The following is a 17050-nucleotide window of genomic DNA, read 5'->3' on the forward strand; positions in this document are numbered from 1 at the left end:
ATGCCCTGATAGGCAGCCACTTCGTGGCTGCCTATCAGGGGTTCCGCTTCGCTCCACCCCGGTCCGTCCGCTTCGCTCCCGGACCAAGAAGCCCGCTTCGCGGGCGGCTGGCTACGGGGAGGGGTGGCCGCTCGTTGGTGTGGCTTCCAATGTAGTGAGCGCATCAGAGTGATGCAGCATGTAGGTTTGGTGGAAACACGAGGGATGCTGAGGTGGGTGTCATGGTGATCGATCAGGAAATACCGGCAGGCATCACGCGCAGGGCGCGATACTTCATTCGAGCCCACGGTCATTGGGCTGGCCGTACTGACATTGAGCAGTACAGAGCCAAATGGATGGAGCACGGCGTCCCCAAGGCGCAGATCGACCGGGTGTCCGCCTATGAGGCCGTCTGGGGTGGCCTCGTGCTTCCTCCTTCTCCCCACTACGACGGTGGGCCTCGGACTCTCAGCGGAGACGTACCTGAAGGGCCTGAGCCGGACTGGCACTTCAGCGCCGGCCAGCAGCGCACTGCGCTCCCCTACGCCTTCATGATCGGGCCCAGCGGAGAGTTCGGGCTCCATGCCGGTACTTGGGCCCCCCTGCACGCCAGCATCGAAGGGTGGGTGGAGGCACTGGCGCTGGCTGACCACGCCCGCCGGTGCGCTCGCAGCACCACCACGTTGACGGGTGAAGAGGTGGACGGCCTCGATCTCGACAGCTTCGATGCCGTCCCCGAGGTGGCCGGCATCGCGGACACCTGGTGGCGCGGCACCGACTCGCTCATCGCCATCTACCGCGGCGAAGCCGAAGTCATGCACGCACCCCCATGCCGGACCGCCACGATCTACGCCGGACTCGACGCCTGGGGACTCAGAGGACTCGACACATAAACAGACCCAGATGACCTCACCACCGAAAACCGTGCCCACAAGAAAAGGGACCCGATATGTCGAGAGTCTCGCTCAGGGAACATCAAGTCGACCAGAAGTCGGCGTTCAGAAAATGGGTGGGATTTCCTGCAAGGTCATCCGTGCCCCCGCAGGGTGCCCGAGGCACGATCGTGTCAGCGACCGGCTCGGGCAAGACAATCACGGCCGCCGCGTGCGCGCTGGAGAGCTTCGCGGACGGCCGGATCCTCGTAACCGTGCCGACCCTGGACCTGCTCGCGCAGACCGCCCAGGCGTGGCGCCTGGTGGGCCACCGAGCCCCGATGGTCGCGGTGTGCTCGCTGGAGAACGACGCGGTGCTGAACGAGCTGGGGGTGCGCACCACCACCAACCCGATCCAGCTCGCCCTCTGGGCCGGAACCGGGCCGGTCGTCGTGCTCGCCACGTACGCCTCCCTCGTAGACCGCGAGGACACCGACACACCCGACGAAGGCCAGCGGAAAGTTCGCGGGCCACTGGAGACCGCTCTGGCGGGCGGAGAACGCCTGTACGGGCAGCGCATGGACGGCTTCGACCTCGCAATCGTCGATGAGGCACACGGAACCGCTGGTGATCTTGGCCGTCCGTGGGCAGCGATCCACGACAACCAGCGGATCCCCGCGGACTTCCGGCTCTACCTCACCGCAACCCCGCGCATCCTCGCCGCTCCCCGGCCCCAGCGGGGCGCGGACGGCCAGGAGCAGGAGATCGCGAGCATGGCCGACGACCCGGACGGCACCTACGGGGCGTGGCTCGCGGAGCTCGGTCTGAGCGAGGCCATCGAGCGCGAAATCCTTGCCGGATTCGAGATCGACGTGCTCGAAATCCGCGATCCCACGCCGGTTCTCGGGGAGTCGGAGGAGGCGCAGCGGGGCCGGCGACTGGCCCTGTTGCAGACCGCCCTGTTGGAGCACGCGGCGGCGTACAACCTGCGTACGGTCATGACGTTCCACCAGAAGGTCGATGAGGCACGCGCGTTCGCTGACAAGCTCCCCGAAACGGCCGCGGAGCTGTACCTCAACGACGCCTCCGATGAGGACCTGGCGAAGGCGGACAAGCTCCCCGCATCCTCAATCGACGCGGAGTTCTACGAGCTGGAGGCCGGCCGCCACGTCCCCCCGGACCGGGTCTGGTCAGCGTGGCTGTGCGGCGACCACCTCGTCGCCGAGCGGCGTGAAGTGCTGCGGCAGTTCGCCAACGGCATCGACGCCACCGGCCACCGGGTCCACCGCGCCTTCCTCGCCAGCTGCCGCGTCCTCGGTGAGGGGGTCGACATCACCGGCACACGGGGAGTCGACTCGATCTGCTTCGCCGACACCCGCGGCTCCCAGGTCGAGATCGTCCAGAACATCGGCCGCACGCTCCGCCTCAACCGCGACGGCTCCACCAAAGTCGCCCGGATCATCGTCCCGGTGTTCCTGGAGCCCGGGGAGGATCCGAAGGACATGGCCGCCTCGTCTTCATATGCCGGACTGGTCGCTGTGCTCCAGGGCCTACGCTCGCACGATGAGCGCCTGGTCGAGCAGCTCGCCTCCCGCGCACTCACCAGCGGACAGCGCAAGGTCCACGTCCAGCGTGACGAGGACGGGCAAATCGTCGGCGTCAGCGGCGAGAACGACGTCGACGGCGAGGCCCAGGAGCACGAGGGCGCCGACGCCGCTGCCGAGTCCGCGCTGCTGCACTTCTCCAGCCCCCGCGACGCGGCCACCATCTCCGCGTTCCTGCGCACCCGGGTCTACCGCCCCGAGTCCCTGGTGTGGCTGGAGGGCTACCAAGCCCTGATCCGCTGGCGAGCGGAGAACGAGATCACCGGCGTCTACGCCGTCCCGTACGACGTCAAGGTCGAGGTGGGAGTCACGAAGGACTTCCCGCTTGGGCGGTGGGTGCACCAGCAGAGAAAGGCACTGCGGGCCGGGGAGCTGGAGGAACGGCGCAAAACCCTCCTGGACGCGCCGGAGGCCGGAATGGTCTGGGAGCCCGGCGAGGAAGCCTGGGAGAACAAGCTCGCCATGCTCCGCTCCTACCGGCGGACCATGGGACACCTCGCGCCCCGCCAGGACGCGGTGTGGGGCGAGGGCGAAGCCATGGTGCCCATCGGCCAGCACCTCGCCAACCTCCGACGCAAGGGCGGCCTCGGCAAGGACCCGGACCGGGCTGAGGAGCGCGCGCAGCAGCTGGCGGCGGTCGATGAGGACTGGAATTGCGCGTGGCCGCTGGACTGGCAGCGGCACTACCGCGTACTCGCCGACCTCGTCGACGCCGACGGCCACCTGCCGACCATCGAACCAGGTGTCGTCTTCAAGGGCGACGACATCGGACGGTGGCTACAGCGGCAGAAGAACCCGGGCACCTGGGCACACCTGTCGACCGAGCAGCAGGAACGACTGACCAAGCTGGGCGTGGAGCCCGCCGAACCCCCCGCCCCCGCCCCAGCAGCCGAGGGCGCTGGGAAGGCGTCATCCTTCCAGCGCGGTCTGGCAGCCCTGGCTCAGTACATTGCGCGGGAAGGAAGAACTGTTGTCGGAAGAGCACACGTTGAAGAGCTGCCGGACGGTTCGCTGATCAGGCTGGGTGTGTTTCTGAGCAACCACAAGGCCAGACGTGACCGCCTGGATGTTCAGCAGCGAGCAGCCTTCGTCGAGCTCGGCTACGCCTGGGCAGCAGATCCCGAAGACGACTGATGGCGGTCGCCCGCCCCCGTGGTCACGGACGCCCGGGCAAAGCCGGCGGACGGGCCTGCGGCTGGCGCGCCCGGTTGGCTTGTTATGCCCATTACCGGATGAGCCGATAAGCGTTTGGCCCTGTGTGCGAAACGTGGAGTGGGATGCGACAGGAGCGGGGCCGGGCGATATCGGGGCCGTGGACGTGCGGTTCATGGCTGCGGGCGGCACGACGGAGTGTTCGCCGTGGTCCGCGGCGGCCGCCGAAGTGCCCTTCGAGCAGTGTCCGCCCCTGAAGCCCTTTCCTGTCCGCAAGGGCAAGCACACGGCGCCGGGATGGTGGTGGTCGGCGACCACCGGACGGCTGGTGCACTACGGCTCCGGGCCGATGCGGCTGCATGTGATGCTGCTCGACCGCGACCCACGCGTGACGTATCTGGCCAGCCAGCCACTGGAACTGCGATGGCGGGAGCGGGACGAGGTGCGCACACATGTCCCGCAGATGATGCTCCGGCTCACTGACGGCCAGGGGGTCTTGGCGGACTGCATCGCCGGCGAGGAGCTTTCGCCACGGCAGCGGTCCCTGGCAGCGGTGCTCGGCGAAGTGTGTGCTGCAGTGGGCTGGCGGTACTGGGTGCTGGGGCCGGTCGATCCGGTGTACCGACGCAACGTGGCCTGGCTGGCCGGGTACCGGCATCCGCGGTACTACGGGGGACAGCAGCTGGCGGCGGCGTTGGGGGAGTCGTTCGCCGGGCGTACGCCGCTGTGGGAGGGAGTGCGCAGGACCGCCGGGGATCCGATGGTGGTCCTTCCTGCGCTGTTCCATGCGCTGTGGGCGGGGCGGCTGTCTGCGGATCTGGGCGCTCCGATGCATGAGCGGATGCCGGTGTGGGCGCGGTCGGCGTGAGGAGGGCAGGAGGCCGGGGTGTTGCCGGGCCGGTGGTCGAGGTGGGGTCGCGGGTGCGTTTCGAGGGCCGGACCTGGACGGTGGCCGCCCTTATTGGCGGGCAGGTGCGGCTGACCGCGGAGAACGGTGAGATGGCAGCGCTGCTGCTGTCGCTGTTGTTCGCCGGCGAGGGCTTCGAGGTTGTGGATGGGCCCGGCGCTCACCGGGTAGCGCCGCTGGGCCTGCTGGATTCGTTGCCTGCGACGGTGCGGGAGCGAGCGCTGGCCTGGGAGGGGCACGTGCGGGAGGTGGAGACGGGGCACCCGGGCGGATCGAATGAGGTCGACCCTGCGCGGGCCGAGTACGACCCGGAGGTGCGGACGCTGGCGCAGCGGGAGGAGGCGAAGGCGGCGGAGCTGTCAGCGGCGGGCTTGCCGACCAGTGCGGTGACGGTGCGGCGGATGCGGGCCCGCTACCGCGACGGCGGGGTGTGGGGGCTAGTGGATCAGCGGACCGTGCGGCCCCGGTCGGCGCTGGGGCGTGCGGACGAGCGGGTGGTGGCCGCTCTGCGGGAGGTACTGGAAGCCGGGCAGGAACGCTCCAACGGAACGCTGGGGCGGCTTCGGATGTACACCGAGCGGCTGCTGGCCGAGCGGTACGGCCCAGGGGCGGTGGCGCTGCCCTCGACTGCGACGTTCAACCGGCTGGTGCACGCCCTGGCCGACGGGCGCGGGCTGCTGGGCAGTGCGCGACAGCGCCGCTGGCACTCGGCGCGGCCGGCTCCTCCGTTCGTGCCGACGACGGTAACGGCGCCGGGTGAGCTGGTGATGATGGACAGCACCGTGCTGGATGTCTTCGTGGTGCTGGACGACGGGGTGGTGGAGCGGCCCGAGCTGACCATCGCGCTGGATGTGGCGACCCGCAGTATCTGCGCTGCTGTGCTGCGGCCGAAGGGGACCCGCAGTGTGGACGCGGCGCAGTTGCTGGCGCAGATGATGGTTCCCGCGCCGATGCGGCCTGACTGGCCCGAGGCGCTGGCGATGGAACGCTCGGTGATCCCTTACCAGCGGCTGCAGAGCGTGGACGCCCGTCTGGAAGGGGCCGCGGCGCGGCCGGTCATCACCCCGCAGACCGTCGTGGTCGATCAGAGCAGGGTGTTCGTCTCGTCCTCGTTCGTCGCCGCCTGCGGATCGCTGGGCATTTCCCTGCAGCCGGCGCCGCCTGGCAACGGGCCGGCCAAAGGGCAGGTGGAGCGCACGTTCTCCTCGATCAACACGCTGTTCGCCCAGCACGTCGCCGGCTACACGGGCTCGCACACCGGCGAACGCGGCCGGGACGCGGAAGGCGAGGCAGTTTGGACGCTCGCACAGCTGGACGAACTGCTGCAGGAGTGGATCGTCTGCGGGTGGCAGGAGCGCGAGCACGACGGGCTGCGGCACCCGATGATGCCCCGCCGCGCCCTGTCACCGAACGAGATGTGGGCGGCGCTGGTCGCCGTATGCGGGTACGTCCCGGTACCGCTGGGGCGCGAGGACTACATCGAGCTGATGCCCGTCAAACGGCAGAAGATCAACGACTACGGCATCCGCATCGACTACCGCACCTACGACCACAAGATCCTCAACCCTTACCGAGGCGAGGCCTCCCCCACGGCGGACGGCCTGTGGGAGATCCACTACAACCCGCACGCCCCCGGCCAGGTCTGGGTGCGTCTGCCGGATGCCGACCTGCCGCAGGGATACCGCTGGGAGGCGGTGCCCTGGATCCACCGCACCCTGGTCACCGCCACGTTCACCGACTTCACCTGGCAGCACGTCAGGCGCACCGTCGCCCAGCGCGGCAGCCGCGTGAGCCACGAACACGACCTGGCCCTCGCCCTGCGCGAACTGCTGGAACGCGCAACCGCCGGACACGGCACCCGCCGGGAGAAGATCGTCGCCGCCCGGGCCCGCGCCGGTGCCGCCGCGAACGAGGACGGCGCAGTATGGGGGATCCTGTACGGCCAGCAGCCGCCGGCCGGGGTGCTGGAGCCTGATGGTGAGGATGTCTTCGCCGATGACGGCGAAGACAAGGAGGCTTGCGCCGGCGACGGTGGCGTGGGCATCGGGCCGGCTGACGGCGCGCTGTTGAGCGGCCCTTCGGCCGGCCTGGCGCAGGAAGCCGATACGCCTGTGCCTCCCCGGGTCACGGTCTACGACCCCGTCGAGGAGTCCCTGCGATGGTGAGCCTGTCCCCCAACGACACCGCCGGGTTCGCCCCGCTGGCCCCTCCGACCGTATGGCAGGGCTGGGACGCCTTCGTTCACCGGACGCCGGCCCCCGCCCGGGATGCCGCCGACCCGGTCTGGTCGCAGACGGAGCGCGAGGACTACCACTCCGAACTCGCCGTCATGCGTACCCCGGCCATGGACAGTGTCTTCACCGCCGTGCGGCGGCTGCTGCTGGTCAACCGCCGCCAGCAGGCCGGCGCCCGCCGCGGTCTGATCATCTCCGGCCCGGCCACCACGGGTAAGACCACCACGATGATGGCGCTCGGGCGGTCCTTCCAGCTGGCCGACGCACGCCAACACCCAGGGCAGGCCGCGCGCAGGCCTGTGCTGTTCATCAGCGTGCCGCCGGCCGCCACCCCGAAGATGCTCGTCAGCGAGTTCGCCCGGTTCCTCAACATGCCCATCACCGACCGCCTCAACCAGACCCAGATCACCGGCGCCGTGTGCGACCTGCTGGGCGAGCTGGGCACCCAGCTGGTCCTCGTCGACGACGTCCACCTCCTGGACACCCAGCGGCGCGCCGGCGCGGAAACCTCCGACCAGCTGAAGTACCTCGGCGAACGCATCCCGGCCACGTTCGTGTACTCCGCGATCGACATCGAGACCTCCTCACTGCTCAGCGGAGTGCGCGGGGCCCAGATCGCTGGCCGGTTCAAGCTCTTCAGGCACCGGCCGATGGCGTACGCGACCGAGCAGGACCGGGCCGTCTGGAACGACCTCGTGCGGGCCATGGAGAACCTGCTGCGGCTGCGCGCACACCGGACCGGAACCCTGGTCAAGCACGCCGCCTACCTCCACGCCCGCACCGCGGGACGGATCGGCAGTCTCTCCCACCTCATCCGTGAAGCCGCCCTGATCGCGATCACGGAAGGCACCGAGCGGATCACCAAGCAGCTGCTCGCCGAGGTCGAACTCGACGCGGCCGCCGAAGCCCAGGCCAGGCCGTCCCGGCCCGCACGGCGCACGTAGGGCATCCGCAATGGCGCACCGGTCCAGCACGCCCGCACCCGCACGCCTGCCCCGGAACAGACGAGCGGAGCGCGAACGGACGGCATCCGGCAGCATCGTGCCCGACATGAGCGGCGGCGCGGCAGGACGCATCGCCGCGCTGAACGGCGAGCTGACGCTGTCGTTCCTGACCAGGATCGCCGCTCGGTACCACCTCGGGATCCGTGACGTGCTCGCCGCCGTCACCGACGTCGGCGGCCTGCAGAACCTCACCGGGATGCTGAACCCGGACAGCGAGATCCACCTTAACGCCCAGGCACGCGACCGGGTCGCCGCACTCTGCCATGTTCCGCAGCACGTGCTCGAGCAGGCGCTGCCCGCGTGGACGCGGGAAGAGCCGAACGGCAAGTACGGGACGGGCCCGGTCGGGCGGCTACTGCGCGGTGAGGAGGTCGTCGCCGCATGGGGGCCGGCCTGCCCCGCATGCACCGCCGCCCGTACCGGACGAAAGGTGCCCGCGCGCCGGTACCTCGCACCCGAGCAGCGCGTCTGCGCACGCCACCGGTACTGGCTCCTGTACCTGCCCCACACAGGCGGGCTGACCGTCCCCCTCGGCCGGTGCCCGGAAGTGATCGAAGCCCAGCGGGGGCACGCCAGGCTGCTGCACCGCTCCCCCATCGGGGCACAGGCGTTCGAGGTCGCTCGTGCCGCCACCAACTCCTGGTGGGAGCAGCCCTGGCCCCGTCAGGAACGCGCCTGGCCGGCGCGACTCGATGCCACACGCCCGGACGGCGCCGATCCCGGCTGGTGGAAGGTGGCCGCACGCGACCTGATCACCTATCCCGAGACCGTCGCCCTCGCCCGTCTGCTGGCCAGCCGCCCTTTGCAGCAACGCGCTGTCGCCGAATCGGGCGGCCATCTCCCCTACCGTCTTGGTGAGCTACCCGCTCTTCTGACCGAGGTCGCCCATGAGCTGCAGCGGTCGTGGCTCGTCCACCGCCTCGCCTCCGTCACCCACGGACCGCTGTTCACCTGGGCCCACTCCTGCGTGAGGACCCGCGTCTCTGGTGAGGCCACCGCGCACAAGGCGCTGTGGAGGGTGCACTCGGCACACCGGCCTCGCCCTCTCAGCGACCTCCTGCCCCATGTTCCGGCCGCCGACGGCACTCCGCCTCTCCCAAAGCCCGTCATGCGGCTGCGCGGCCACAGCCTTCAAGCCGAACGCGCCTTCGAGAGAAGCCTTGTGTATGCCCGTGTCTACCACCAGCAGCACGGGCACCTGGCCGTCCCCAAGGAAGGCGCTTCGGGGGATTACCCGCTGGGCACGTGGCTGTCCAACCTGCGCACCCGCCACACCCGCTTGCCCACCCACCAAGCCGCCGCCCTCTATGCGCTGTATCCGTGGTGGAACGCGCCCTGGAGCACCCTGTGGCAGCGCACCTGGCACCAGGCCCGCCATCACATGGAAGCCAACGGCCCGCTCGAGCCCGCCGGCGGATTTCCCACCACCAGCTACAGCCTGGGCGAATGGCTGTACCTGCAGTGCACCCGTTACCCGGCCCTCCACCCCGAACAACAACGCCTCCTCACCCAGATCGGGATCGACGCCGCGGCGGCGGCCGCCGCCCACCCCCGACGGCGCAGCTACGCAGAACGCTTCCAGGTAGGCCTGGCGCATGCCCGCACGTTCGCCGACGTCCACGGCAACCTCGCCGTCGTCGCCCACGCGGCTATGCACGACGGCTATCCACTGGGCCAGTGGCTGGGCAACCAGCGCAGGGGCCGTCGCTCTGATCGCCGACCCCTGCCCGCCGAACGGGCTCAGGCCCTCGCAGACATCGATCCCTGGTGGAACCCGCCCTGGGGCCTGTCATGGCAGCGCCACTACTACCGGGCTCGTGACGCCGCAGTCGGCAGTCTCCTCCAGGCTGAGAACGGCTTCAGTGACCTCGCCGACCCGGATTCCGCCGACTGGCTGTGGCGCCAGAGCGCTACGTACGACGAGCTCAGCGAGGAGCAGCGGCAACTCCTCACCGACATTGGCATCACTGCCGAGGTGGCACGCAGCGCCCGGGAATACTCACGGACGGCACCGACGAGACCGGCTGCCGCCCCGGCTCCGCAGACAGACAAGCCCAGCCCGGCCGGAAAGGGTGCGGATCCTGCCGCTTCCACCCATCGACGCCGCACACGACGCGCCGCCGAACCCAAGCGTCCCCGCGAGCCCCGCAGCCGCCTCAGGCACCGCCCCGACCTGAGGCCGGGCTTCGAAACAGCCGTGGCACACGCCCGCGCCTACGCAGCCGAACACGGCCACCTCGCAGCCCCTCGCGACACCCGGCACGACGGGTATCCGCTGGGGTGGTGGCTGATCAGCCAGCGCAACCGGGCCAAACAACGCGCCCGCGACGGCCTGCCGCCCTCACCCCACCTGACCGAGCTGGCCGCAATCGACCCGTGGTGGAACCCGCCCTGGAACAGCGAGTGGCAGCGCAACTACTACCGCGCCCGCAACCACATCGAAGCAGGCGAACCGTACGACCCCGTCGCCCGCATCCCAGCACCGGGCACCGTCCTGGGCAGCTGGATCACCCGCGCCTGCCTCCAGTACAACCAGCTCCACCCAGATCAGCAGCACCTGCTGAACGCGATCGGCATCACCGCTCAGACCGCCGGACAGTGGCCGGCAAGCCCCCGCCCCCGGCCCCACGCCGAAGCACTCCAACACGCCCGCACCTGGGCTGGCGGACACGGCCACCTCTGCCCGCCGATCAAAACCGTCCACGACGGCTTCCCCCTCGGCGAATGGCTCAACCGCCAGCGCGAACTCGCGAAGAATCGGGCCAGCCCCTCCCCCACCCAGCAGATGCTCGCCATGATCGACCCCTGGTGGAACCCGCCCTGGCCCATCCTGTGGCAACGCACCTACCACCACGCCCGCACCCACCCTCGCCACCCAGCAGCCCTCCGCTGGATCAACAAACAGCGGCGTTCCTGGCCGCTCCTCCACCCCGACCAACAACACCTCCTCACCACAGTCGGCCTGATCACCAGCCCTCTGGCTAGCACCACCGACCTGGTCAGCCGAATCCTTCAGCCAGCCGCGATCGGGTAGAACTTCTGGTACTGATCTGCTCGAACAGGCCCCAGACGGTGCCGCGATGACCGATACTGGTGAGCAGGTCTGGCGTGCCCGCAAGAGGACGCACGAGACCAACGAGTAAGAGAAAGGCGGCGCGGAAAAGGTTCAATGAACCGGCTTAAGGGCTTTATCAGCAGTCTTTTTGTTAGCTGCTTCTCTTGACCCGCCCTGCCCAAAAAGCCGAAGAAAACCTCCGCTAAAACCGCCTAGCAAATCCTCTGACAAACCCCACGGGACCAGCGAACCGGTCCCCCAAGGGGCTGGCAGGCCTGCCGTAAAACACCACCGGCCGCCTTATGGCGACGCCGGCCCTCGGCATGCCCTCACACCACGGCACACCAGTGCCGTCTCTCCCCGTCCCAGCCGTCCACGCACGGCTCGTTCAGGCATGAGGCGGCCCAGCCGTCACGTGCTGGAAGGGCATCCACGCGATGAACTCGTCCTCCCTCGCCCCGGTCTCCGGCCTCCTGGCCGGACTCCCCGCCGTCCTCACCGGCGCCCTGGGCGGCGCACCCTGGTGGGCCGTCGGAGTGATCGTCATCGCGGCATACCTCGCCGTCCCCCTCACCAGCCTGATTCTCGAACACTCACGCCAGCGAAAAGGAACACTGGTCGATGAGAAATTCGCAGCCACACTCGACCAGATAACAGACCCCGAAAAAAGAATCCAAGCCATCATCGACTACCGCCAAGCCACAGCCGTCGGCACTACTCCCCAGCCACCACCCGACCCGCCGCCAGGAGCACTACCGCCCACCGACCCTGGTAGCGGCAGCCAATCGCCAGCACCCGCATAGACGAGGGGGTGCGAGGGGCTCTCGCCCCCTCGTCTATGCAGCACTGACATGTATCGCTTCAGGACCTCAGCACTCGATGCGCAGCGGGTGTCTTCCGTTGGGCCCTTAGGTCATAGCGGGTCGACGGTAAGGAGGCGCCGGTCGAGGTCAAGGTGGACAGTGCCACCGTCTTGTTCACGCAGCTGCCGCCAGGTGGTGTAGCCGGTGAGGATGGCCTGCTCCCAGTCTGCGGCGCGACAGACGCTGGCCTCGAGGTGAGCAGTCATCTGGCTGATGGTGGTGAGCAGTTCGTTGTCAATGTGCTTGATGTCGGCAAAGTAGCGGTGGCGTGCGGCGTAGGAGAAGACGAGGGCTGAGATGCCTTCCTCTATGGCGATGGCACGGCCGCCGTCTTCGGCTTCGTCGGTGCGGAGGTCGCTTTTGCGTTTGCGGCCGAGCAGGAAGCGGGTGACGGGGGACCATCCGAGCACGGCGGCGTGGGCGAGGTGGAAGGCGTCGTGGAAGCGGTAGTCGTCTTCGATGTGGGAGGCGCTGGTAAGGGGGCTACCTGCAGGGGTGCCGTCTTCTCGGGTGAGGACGATGACGGTGCGGCCCTCTCGGAGAGTGGGCGTGAAGGTAAGGGTGGTCTGGCGCGGAAGACGTTCATGGCTGGGGAAGTGGTCGTCGAAACGAGTGTGTTCGGTGTCAGGGGTGGGGCGCCAGCGGTCTTTGGTCTTTTCCAGGCTGGCGGCGGCGATGTCGTCGAGGTCGAGATCGAAGCGGTGGGCGACGGCGGCGACGTACCACAGGACATCGCCGAGTTCTTCGCGCAGTTGGTGCTTGCCCTGTTCGTAGGCAGGCCCGTCACGCAGGCGCTTCTTGTAGGCGGTGGCGAGAGAGCCGACTTCGCCGGTGAGGCCGAGGAGAGGTACGAGCACCGCGTCGGTGTCTTCGGCGGGGGGTTGGAGGGTCTTGATGGCGGCTTGCTGGTAGCGCTTGAAGTCCATGCCTCACCCTTGTCTGATCCTGGGACACTACTGTCGGATCGGCCGACATTGTCGTATCCTAGGACAGCGACGTTGGAAATACAGACGATTGGAGGGAGTTCTGAGTACCGCCACACCGGACATCGATGACATCGTCTCGGTCGTCATCGAGTTCCTGGCAGAGCTGCAGGAGAAGACCGCGGTCGAAGTGAGGGTCGAGCTTGAGGACGGTGGAGCAGAGCTGCCGGTCGACTCGCTCCTGATCGTGGAGATCCTCACGCGCATCGAGGAGCGCTACTCCATCGTCATCCCGGCCGACCGCCAGTCCGCCCAGGCCACCCGATCCGTGCATGCCTTCGCCCGCGCGGTGCAGGAAGCCATCCTAGAAAGGCAGCAGCCATGACCCCCTCCCCTTCCGAGGCCCGCACCCGCGATCCCGAGCTCGTCCAGCTCGGCGAGCGGCTGAAGAAGACTCGTGACTACCTCAACATGTCGCAGCAGTACGTCTCCGACAACACCGGCATTCCCCGTTCGGCTATCAGTGACATCGAGCGCGGCGAACGACGTGTGGACAGCCTGGAGCTGAAGAAGCTCGCCCGCCTGTACCGGCAGCCGGTGACGTACTTCCTCGCCGAGGAGGAGGACGCTGACGCAGGCGAGTATGCCCTGGCGGGGCTGCCGCGCGCGCTGGCCCAGCTGACCGACGGCGACCAGAAGACGGTGATGGAGTTCGCCGAGTACCTCTCGCTGCGGCGCGCGGCCGAGAAGGAACAGGAGCAGGAAGACTCCGCGGAACAGGCCAACCGGCGGTGAACTGGACGGTGGCGCACCGCATCGCCGGAATCGCAGCCGCCCAGGCCCACCGAGACCTTGGCATCGACCGTACCCGCTACGTGCCCGTGCACCAGGCCTTGAAGAGGGCCAACCTCATAGGGATGGCGCAGCCGATGCCGCGCCTGTTCGGCGTCTATATCTCCCCCGCCGACAAGGGGCCAGCCGTCCTGCTGAACGCCAACCTGAACATCGTCACGCAGCGGCATACCGCGGCACACGAGCTCGGGCACCACCAGCTGCGGCACCGCAGCGCGGCCGACGACGACCTCAGCCCGGCACTGCGCTGGGGCAATGGCAGCTGGCCGGACGAAGAGAAGACCGCAGAGGCGTTCGCCGCCTGGTTCCTCATGCCACGCCCGGCGGTCCTGGCAGGGCTCGAAAGAATCTGCCAGGGGCAGCCGACCAGCCCGGAGCACGTGTATCTACTGGCGAGGGAGCTGGGCACCTCCTACACAGGCACGCTGCGGCAGATGCAGAATCTTCGTCTACTGGAAGCGGACCGTGCCCGCCGGTGGGCGAAAATCTCTCCGGCCGCGCTCCGCAACTCCCTGGTGGGCGGAGCGGTCTTGCCTGCTAACGCTCACGTTCATGTCGTCACTGCTACCTCCCATCTGCGGCAAGTGCATGCCGACGTCGGCGATGTGCTGATCGCCCAGGGGAACAATGCCTCCTTGATCTCCGTGCCTAAGGGGTTGGTCCGCTGGACGGGCGATGGGCAGGCGCCTGAGGCCGAAGCAGTGGTGGTGACCGACGAGTTCTGTGGATCCGCCGGGCTGGAGGTGTCGATATCCGGCCTGGACGAGCCGGTGCAGCTGACGGTAGTGCGTGATGCCCCACGCGCCGGTGTGCACGACGTCTGGCCGGACTGACGCTCTGCCGCCGGCCCCCTTGTTGACCCTCGACCGCGCTAGGAGGATTCATGAACAGCTTCGAGGTCACCGGCCGTGATGTCACTCGCGCCTGGATCGCCGCCTGCAACGCTCTGGACCGCAAGGACAACCCCTCACGCACAGGCCTGCACACGGTGGTGCGCATCACCGCTCCCACCGTCGACGATATGGACTTCCGTCAAGAGTTGGATCGGCTGCGTCTCGGCAAGCGTCACGAGCCGATCGAAACGGTCGCCGGCACTCTCTTCCCGGCCGGCCTCGCAGCCAAAGCCGCCGACCACGCCGACCTCGTGGCCCGATACCGGGCCATGTACTCGCGGCTGAAGAAGTTCCCGGGAAACGCCCACGGCACCTACTTCGGGCGTCTGGTCGCCTATCCCGGCGCGAATAAGACCGACATCGATCAGATCGGCAACATCATCAACCGCCTACGCAAGCAGGCGTCGGGCAAAGGGCCGATGACCGCCGCCTACGAAGCTGACCTCGCACACCCCACCGACGGCGACGTGCCGGCCGAGCTGCTCGTGCACGCCGCCGACCGCGACAACCTCTACCGCGGCTTTCCCTGCCTGAGCCACGTCTCCTTCCAACTGGACCGCGACGGCCGAGTGCACGCCGCAGCGCTGTACCGCAGCCACTACATGTTCGAACGCGCGTACGGTAATTACTTGGGCCTGGGCAGACTCCTGGCCTACATCGCAAACCAGGCCGACCTGTCCCCCGGCACGCTGACCGTAGTGGCCGGGCACGCCTACCTGGACGGGCCGATCACCGCCATACGGCCGTTGCTGAGCGACACTCCGATCCTGGCCGCATAGGGGTCGTCAACAGGAGCCGTTGAGGCCCCACTTGGGCGGGAACCAAGCCGGCACCGGCGCCGTCGAGGAACGGTAAGTCTGCTTGATACGGCTGCGGCCGCTGATGCCGGCGATGTCCGGGTGGGCGACGCGCGCGTACTTGTCGACCTCGCAGAACAGGTTCTGGCAGTCGATCAACTGCAACGAGCGTCCCCGCAGCCCGGAGAAGGGCAGCCCCAAGCGGGCGAAGTGCTCGTCCTGGGTATCGGCCATGTACCGGATCACCTCGGCCTCAATACCGTCCGCCGCCGGACCGAAACACTTGCGGATCCCGTCCCGCGCTCCAGGGCCGGGAACAACAAAGTCCATCTCCGAGAACGACATCTCTGCTGCGTAGTTGAGGTCGATCACAAACTGATACGCCAAAAACGGCCCGATGGCCGGATAGCCCAGCAGAACCTCATAAGCCTCCCGCAGCGTAGACGCGCCCAGAACTTTCTCCGGAGCCCTGGACATCATCATCATCTCCAGCAGCCGCAGATGGTTACGGTGCTTTCGCTCCTCACCCAACTGCGGCGGAGGCACGATGTAGGCAGCCGAGTACAACCGTTCCCCCCGGCCGAACGCGGCTGACAGCACCTGGTCGTATGCCCGGTAGTCGTACGCCTCCCAGCACACCTCCCCCACCTCACGCGAAATCAGCCGCCAGGTGGACTCCTTGTTGAAGATCTTGAACAGCAGCGTGCGGAAGAACACGTCCTCCCATTCCTGCGGGCCCTGGTAGATCACATCGCCGATCACGGCCTGACTGACCCGGTCAGCGGCGCGGTAGCAGTTGGTGAACCGGTGCTTGGCCAGGATCGGATCATCGGTCCACGGCTGCGCCCGCCGGGCCAGGCGAGCCTCATAGACAGCTTGCCGGGCAGAAGCAAATCGCCAGTAGGTGTCGAAGACCGGCGTCGGCCGCAGTTCCCTGCCCGCGACCCGCACCCTTCCCAGCACTGGGCCGGATCGCGAGGAAGCCTTACGGTCTTGCAGCAGCGTCACCATGCACGCAATATATATTTGATATACACCCGCTGTCACCGAGGAGGAGCCATGGAGCTGCTGTGCCATCAGCAGCGGCGCGCAACCTCGGTGCTCTGGCCCGAGGACATCGACCGCAGGCTGAACATCCTGGTCCGCGCGGCCGCAGCAGCCGGTGAACGTACCTCCCGCGCCGAACTACTGGCCGCACTGGTGGCTGCCATCGAGGTCGAGCCCGAACAAGTGGCAGCTCTGCTCCACCACTACCGCCGCCTGCCAGCCGACACACTTGCCGACGACGAAGACCGAGCCGATCTACCCGCCGTACGGACCCCCGGCCCACGCCGCACCACGCCGGCCTAACGACCCGTCGCCCCCACAGGTCACCCCACACAACGCCACCCAATACCGCTCGGCATCCAGTCCTCTCGCCTCAAGCCCAAGCGCGCCAGTCCCTCACCGCCATGGCCTGCCCCAGACTCAGGCAGCTCGTCCGAGCTCCACCACATAGCAACGATCACTGAACCGCATCAGGCCGGCGACGGGCTCCAGCAGCGGGGATGGCGGGTCTCCCAGCCGGACGGTGGGCGAGGGCCGCCCTGGCCTGACCTGGCTGACCGCTGTGGGACGCCGGATCTTCGTCACGTCCGGTGTGAGAGGAAAGCTAGTCGTCGTGCAATCTGTGAGAGGAGTTCACGCTCACCGGTTCAACGCCCTCTACCTAGTATGGACTTCTCAACTCTGGGCCTATGCGCGGGCCTTGTGACCGGCCCGTTGGCCTTGTGGCTTCGCCTTCGCTGGCGCGTGCGGCAAGAGCAGGCGCGGGGTGCCTACCTCGTTGGTATCGCACAGGCCCTCCCGCGGGGAGGGAGATTCGACGGACAGTGTGGGGATGGAAGCCGTCTGCGCCTGGTCGTGAACGGGAGCA

The 17050-nt window shown here is 68.2% G+C and carries 13 protein-coding genes; 11 read left to right on the forward strand and 2 right to left on the reverse strand.

Going from position 1 to position 17050, the window contains the following annotated elements:
- Window positions 1–221: 221 nt before the first annotated feature.
- The 6 genes from ABZ565_RS31635 (at window position 222) to ABZ565_RS31660 (ending at window position 10786) form a co-directional block, all read left to right on the forward strand.
- The gene (locus ABZ565_RS31635) at window positions 222–872 is read left to right on the forward strand and encodes a hypothetical protein (RefSeq protein ID WP_361034545.1); all 651 of its coding nucleotides are present in this window, start codon (window positions 222–224) and stop codon (window positions 870–872) included.
- A 56-nt stretch (window positions 873–928) separates the two neighbouring features.
- On the forward strand, window positions 929–3589 hold the full coding sequence (locus tag ABZ565_RS31640) for a Helicase associated domain protein (RefSeq protein WP_361034548.1): 2661 nt from the start codon (window positions 929–931) through the stop codon (window positions 3587–3589).
- A 178-nt stretch (window positions 3590–3767) separates the two neighbouring features.
- Entirely contained in the window at window positions 3768–4475 is a 708-nt protein-coding gene (locus ABZ565_RS31645; protein WP_361034551.1) for a TnsA-like heteromeric transposase endonuclease subunit, read from the forward strand.
- 53 nt (window positions 4476–4528) lie between these two features.
- Window positions 4529–6679: a Mu transposase C-terminal domain-containing protein gene (locus ABZ565_RS31650; RefSeq protein ID WP_361034554.1), complete on the forward strand. Its 2151-nt coding sequence runs from the start codon at window positions 4529–4531 to the stop codon at window positions 6677–6679.
- Complete coding sequence (locus tag ABZ565_RS31655) at window positions 6673–7692, forward strand: ATP-binding protein (RefSeq protein WP_361034557.1); 1020 nt, start codon at window positions 6673–6675, stop codon at window positions 7690–7692. The genes ABZ565_RS31650 and ABZ565_RS31655 overlap by 7 nt, the downstream gene beginning before the upstream one ends.
- A gap of 106 nt (window positions 7693–7798) precedes the next feature.
- On the forward strand, window positions 7799–10786 hold the full coding sequence (locus tag ABZ565_RS31660; RefSeq protein ID WP_361034560.1) for a helicase associated domain-containing protein: 2988 nt from the start codon (window positions 7799–7801) through the stop codon (window positions 10784–10786).
- Between the two features lie 934 nt (window positions 10787–11720).
- Here ABZ565_RS31660 and ABZ565_RS31665 read toward each other — a convergent pair.
- Window positions 11721–12596: a nucleoside triphosphate pyrophosphohydrolase family protein gene (locus tag ABZ565_RS31665; protein WP_361034563.1), complete on the reverse strand. Its 876-nt coding sequence runs from the start codon at window positions 12594–12596 to the stop codon at window positions 11721–11723.
- 88 nt (window positions 12597–12684) lie between these two features.
- Between ABZ565_RS31665 and ABZ565_RS31670 the strand changes: the two genes are divergently transcribed.
- Genes ABZ565_RS31670 through ABZ565_RS31685 form a run of 4 tightly spaced genes read left to right on the forward strand, consistent with a single transcriptional unit; the run spans window position 12685 to window position 15117 of the window.
- Window positions 12685–12978, forward strand: coding sequence for a phosphopantetheine-binding protein (locus tag ABZ565_RS31670; RefSeq protein ID WP_361034565.1), 294 nt, complete (start codon window positions 12685–12687; stop codon window positions 12976–12978).
- Window positions 12975–13388, forward strand: coding sequence for a helix-turn-helix transcriptional regulator (locus ABZ565_RS31675; protein ID WP_361034568.1), 414 nt, complete (start codon window positions 12975–12977; stop codon window positions 13386–13388). Before ABZ565_RS31670 ends, ABZ565_RS31675 begins: the two co-directional genes overlap by 4 nt.
- Window positions 13385–14278: an ImmA/IrrE family metallo-endopeptidase gene (locus tag ABZ565_RS31680; RefSeq protein WP_361034572.1), complete on the forward strand. Its 894-nt coding sequence runs from the start codon at window positions 13385–13387 to the stop codon at window positions 14276–14278. The genes ABZ565_RS31675 and ABZ565_RS31680 overlap by 4 nt, the downstream gene beginning before the upstream one ends.
- Window positions 14279–14328: 50 nt before the next feature.
- Window positions 14329–15117, forward strand: coding sequence for a hypothetical protein (locus ABZ565_RS31685; protein WP_361034575.1), 789 nt, complete (start codon window positions 14329–14331; stop codon window positions 15115–15117).
- 6 nt (window positions 15118–15123) lie between these two features.
- Here the strand turns inward: ABZ565_RS31685 and ABZ565_RS31690 are convergent, their stop codons facing one another.
- Entirely contained in the window at window positions 15124–16146 is a 1023-nt protein-coding gene (locus ABZ565_RS31690) for a nucleotide kinase domain-containing protein (protein ID WP_361034578.1), read from the reverse strand.
- Window positions 16147–16194: 48 nt separating this feature from the next.
- Between ABZ565_RS31690 and ABZ565_RS31695 the strand changes: the two genes are divergently transcribed.
- Window positions 16195–16485, forward strand: coding sequence for a hypothetical protein (locus ABZ565_RS31695; protein WP_361034581.1), 291 nt, complete (start codon window positions 16195–16197; stop codon window positions 16483–16485).
- Window positions 16486–17050: the final 565 nt, after the last annotated feature.

It is taken from the genome of Streptomyces sp. NPDC016469 (assembly GCF_040632905.1).
In the GTDB taxonomy this organism is placed as follows: domain Bacteria; phylum Actinomycetota; class Actinomycetes; order Streptomycetales; family Streptomycetaceae; genus Streptomyces.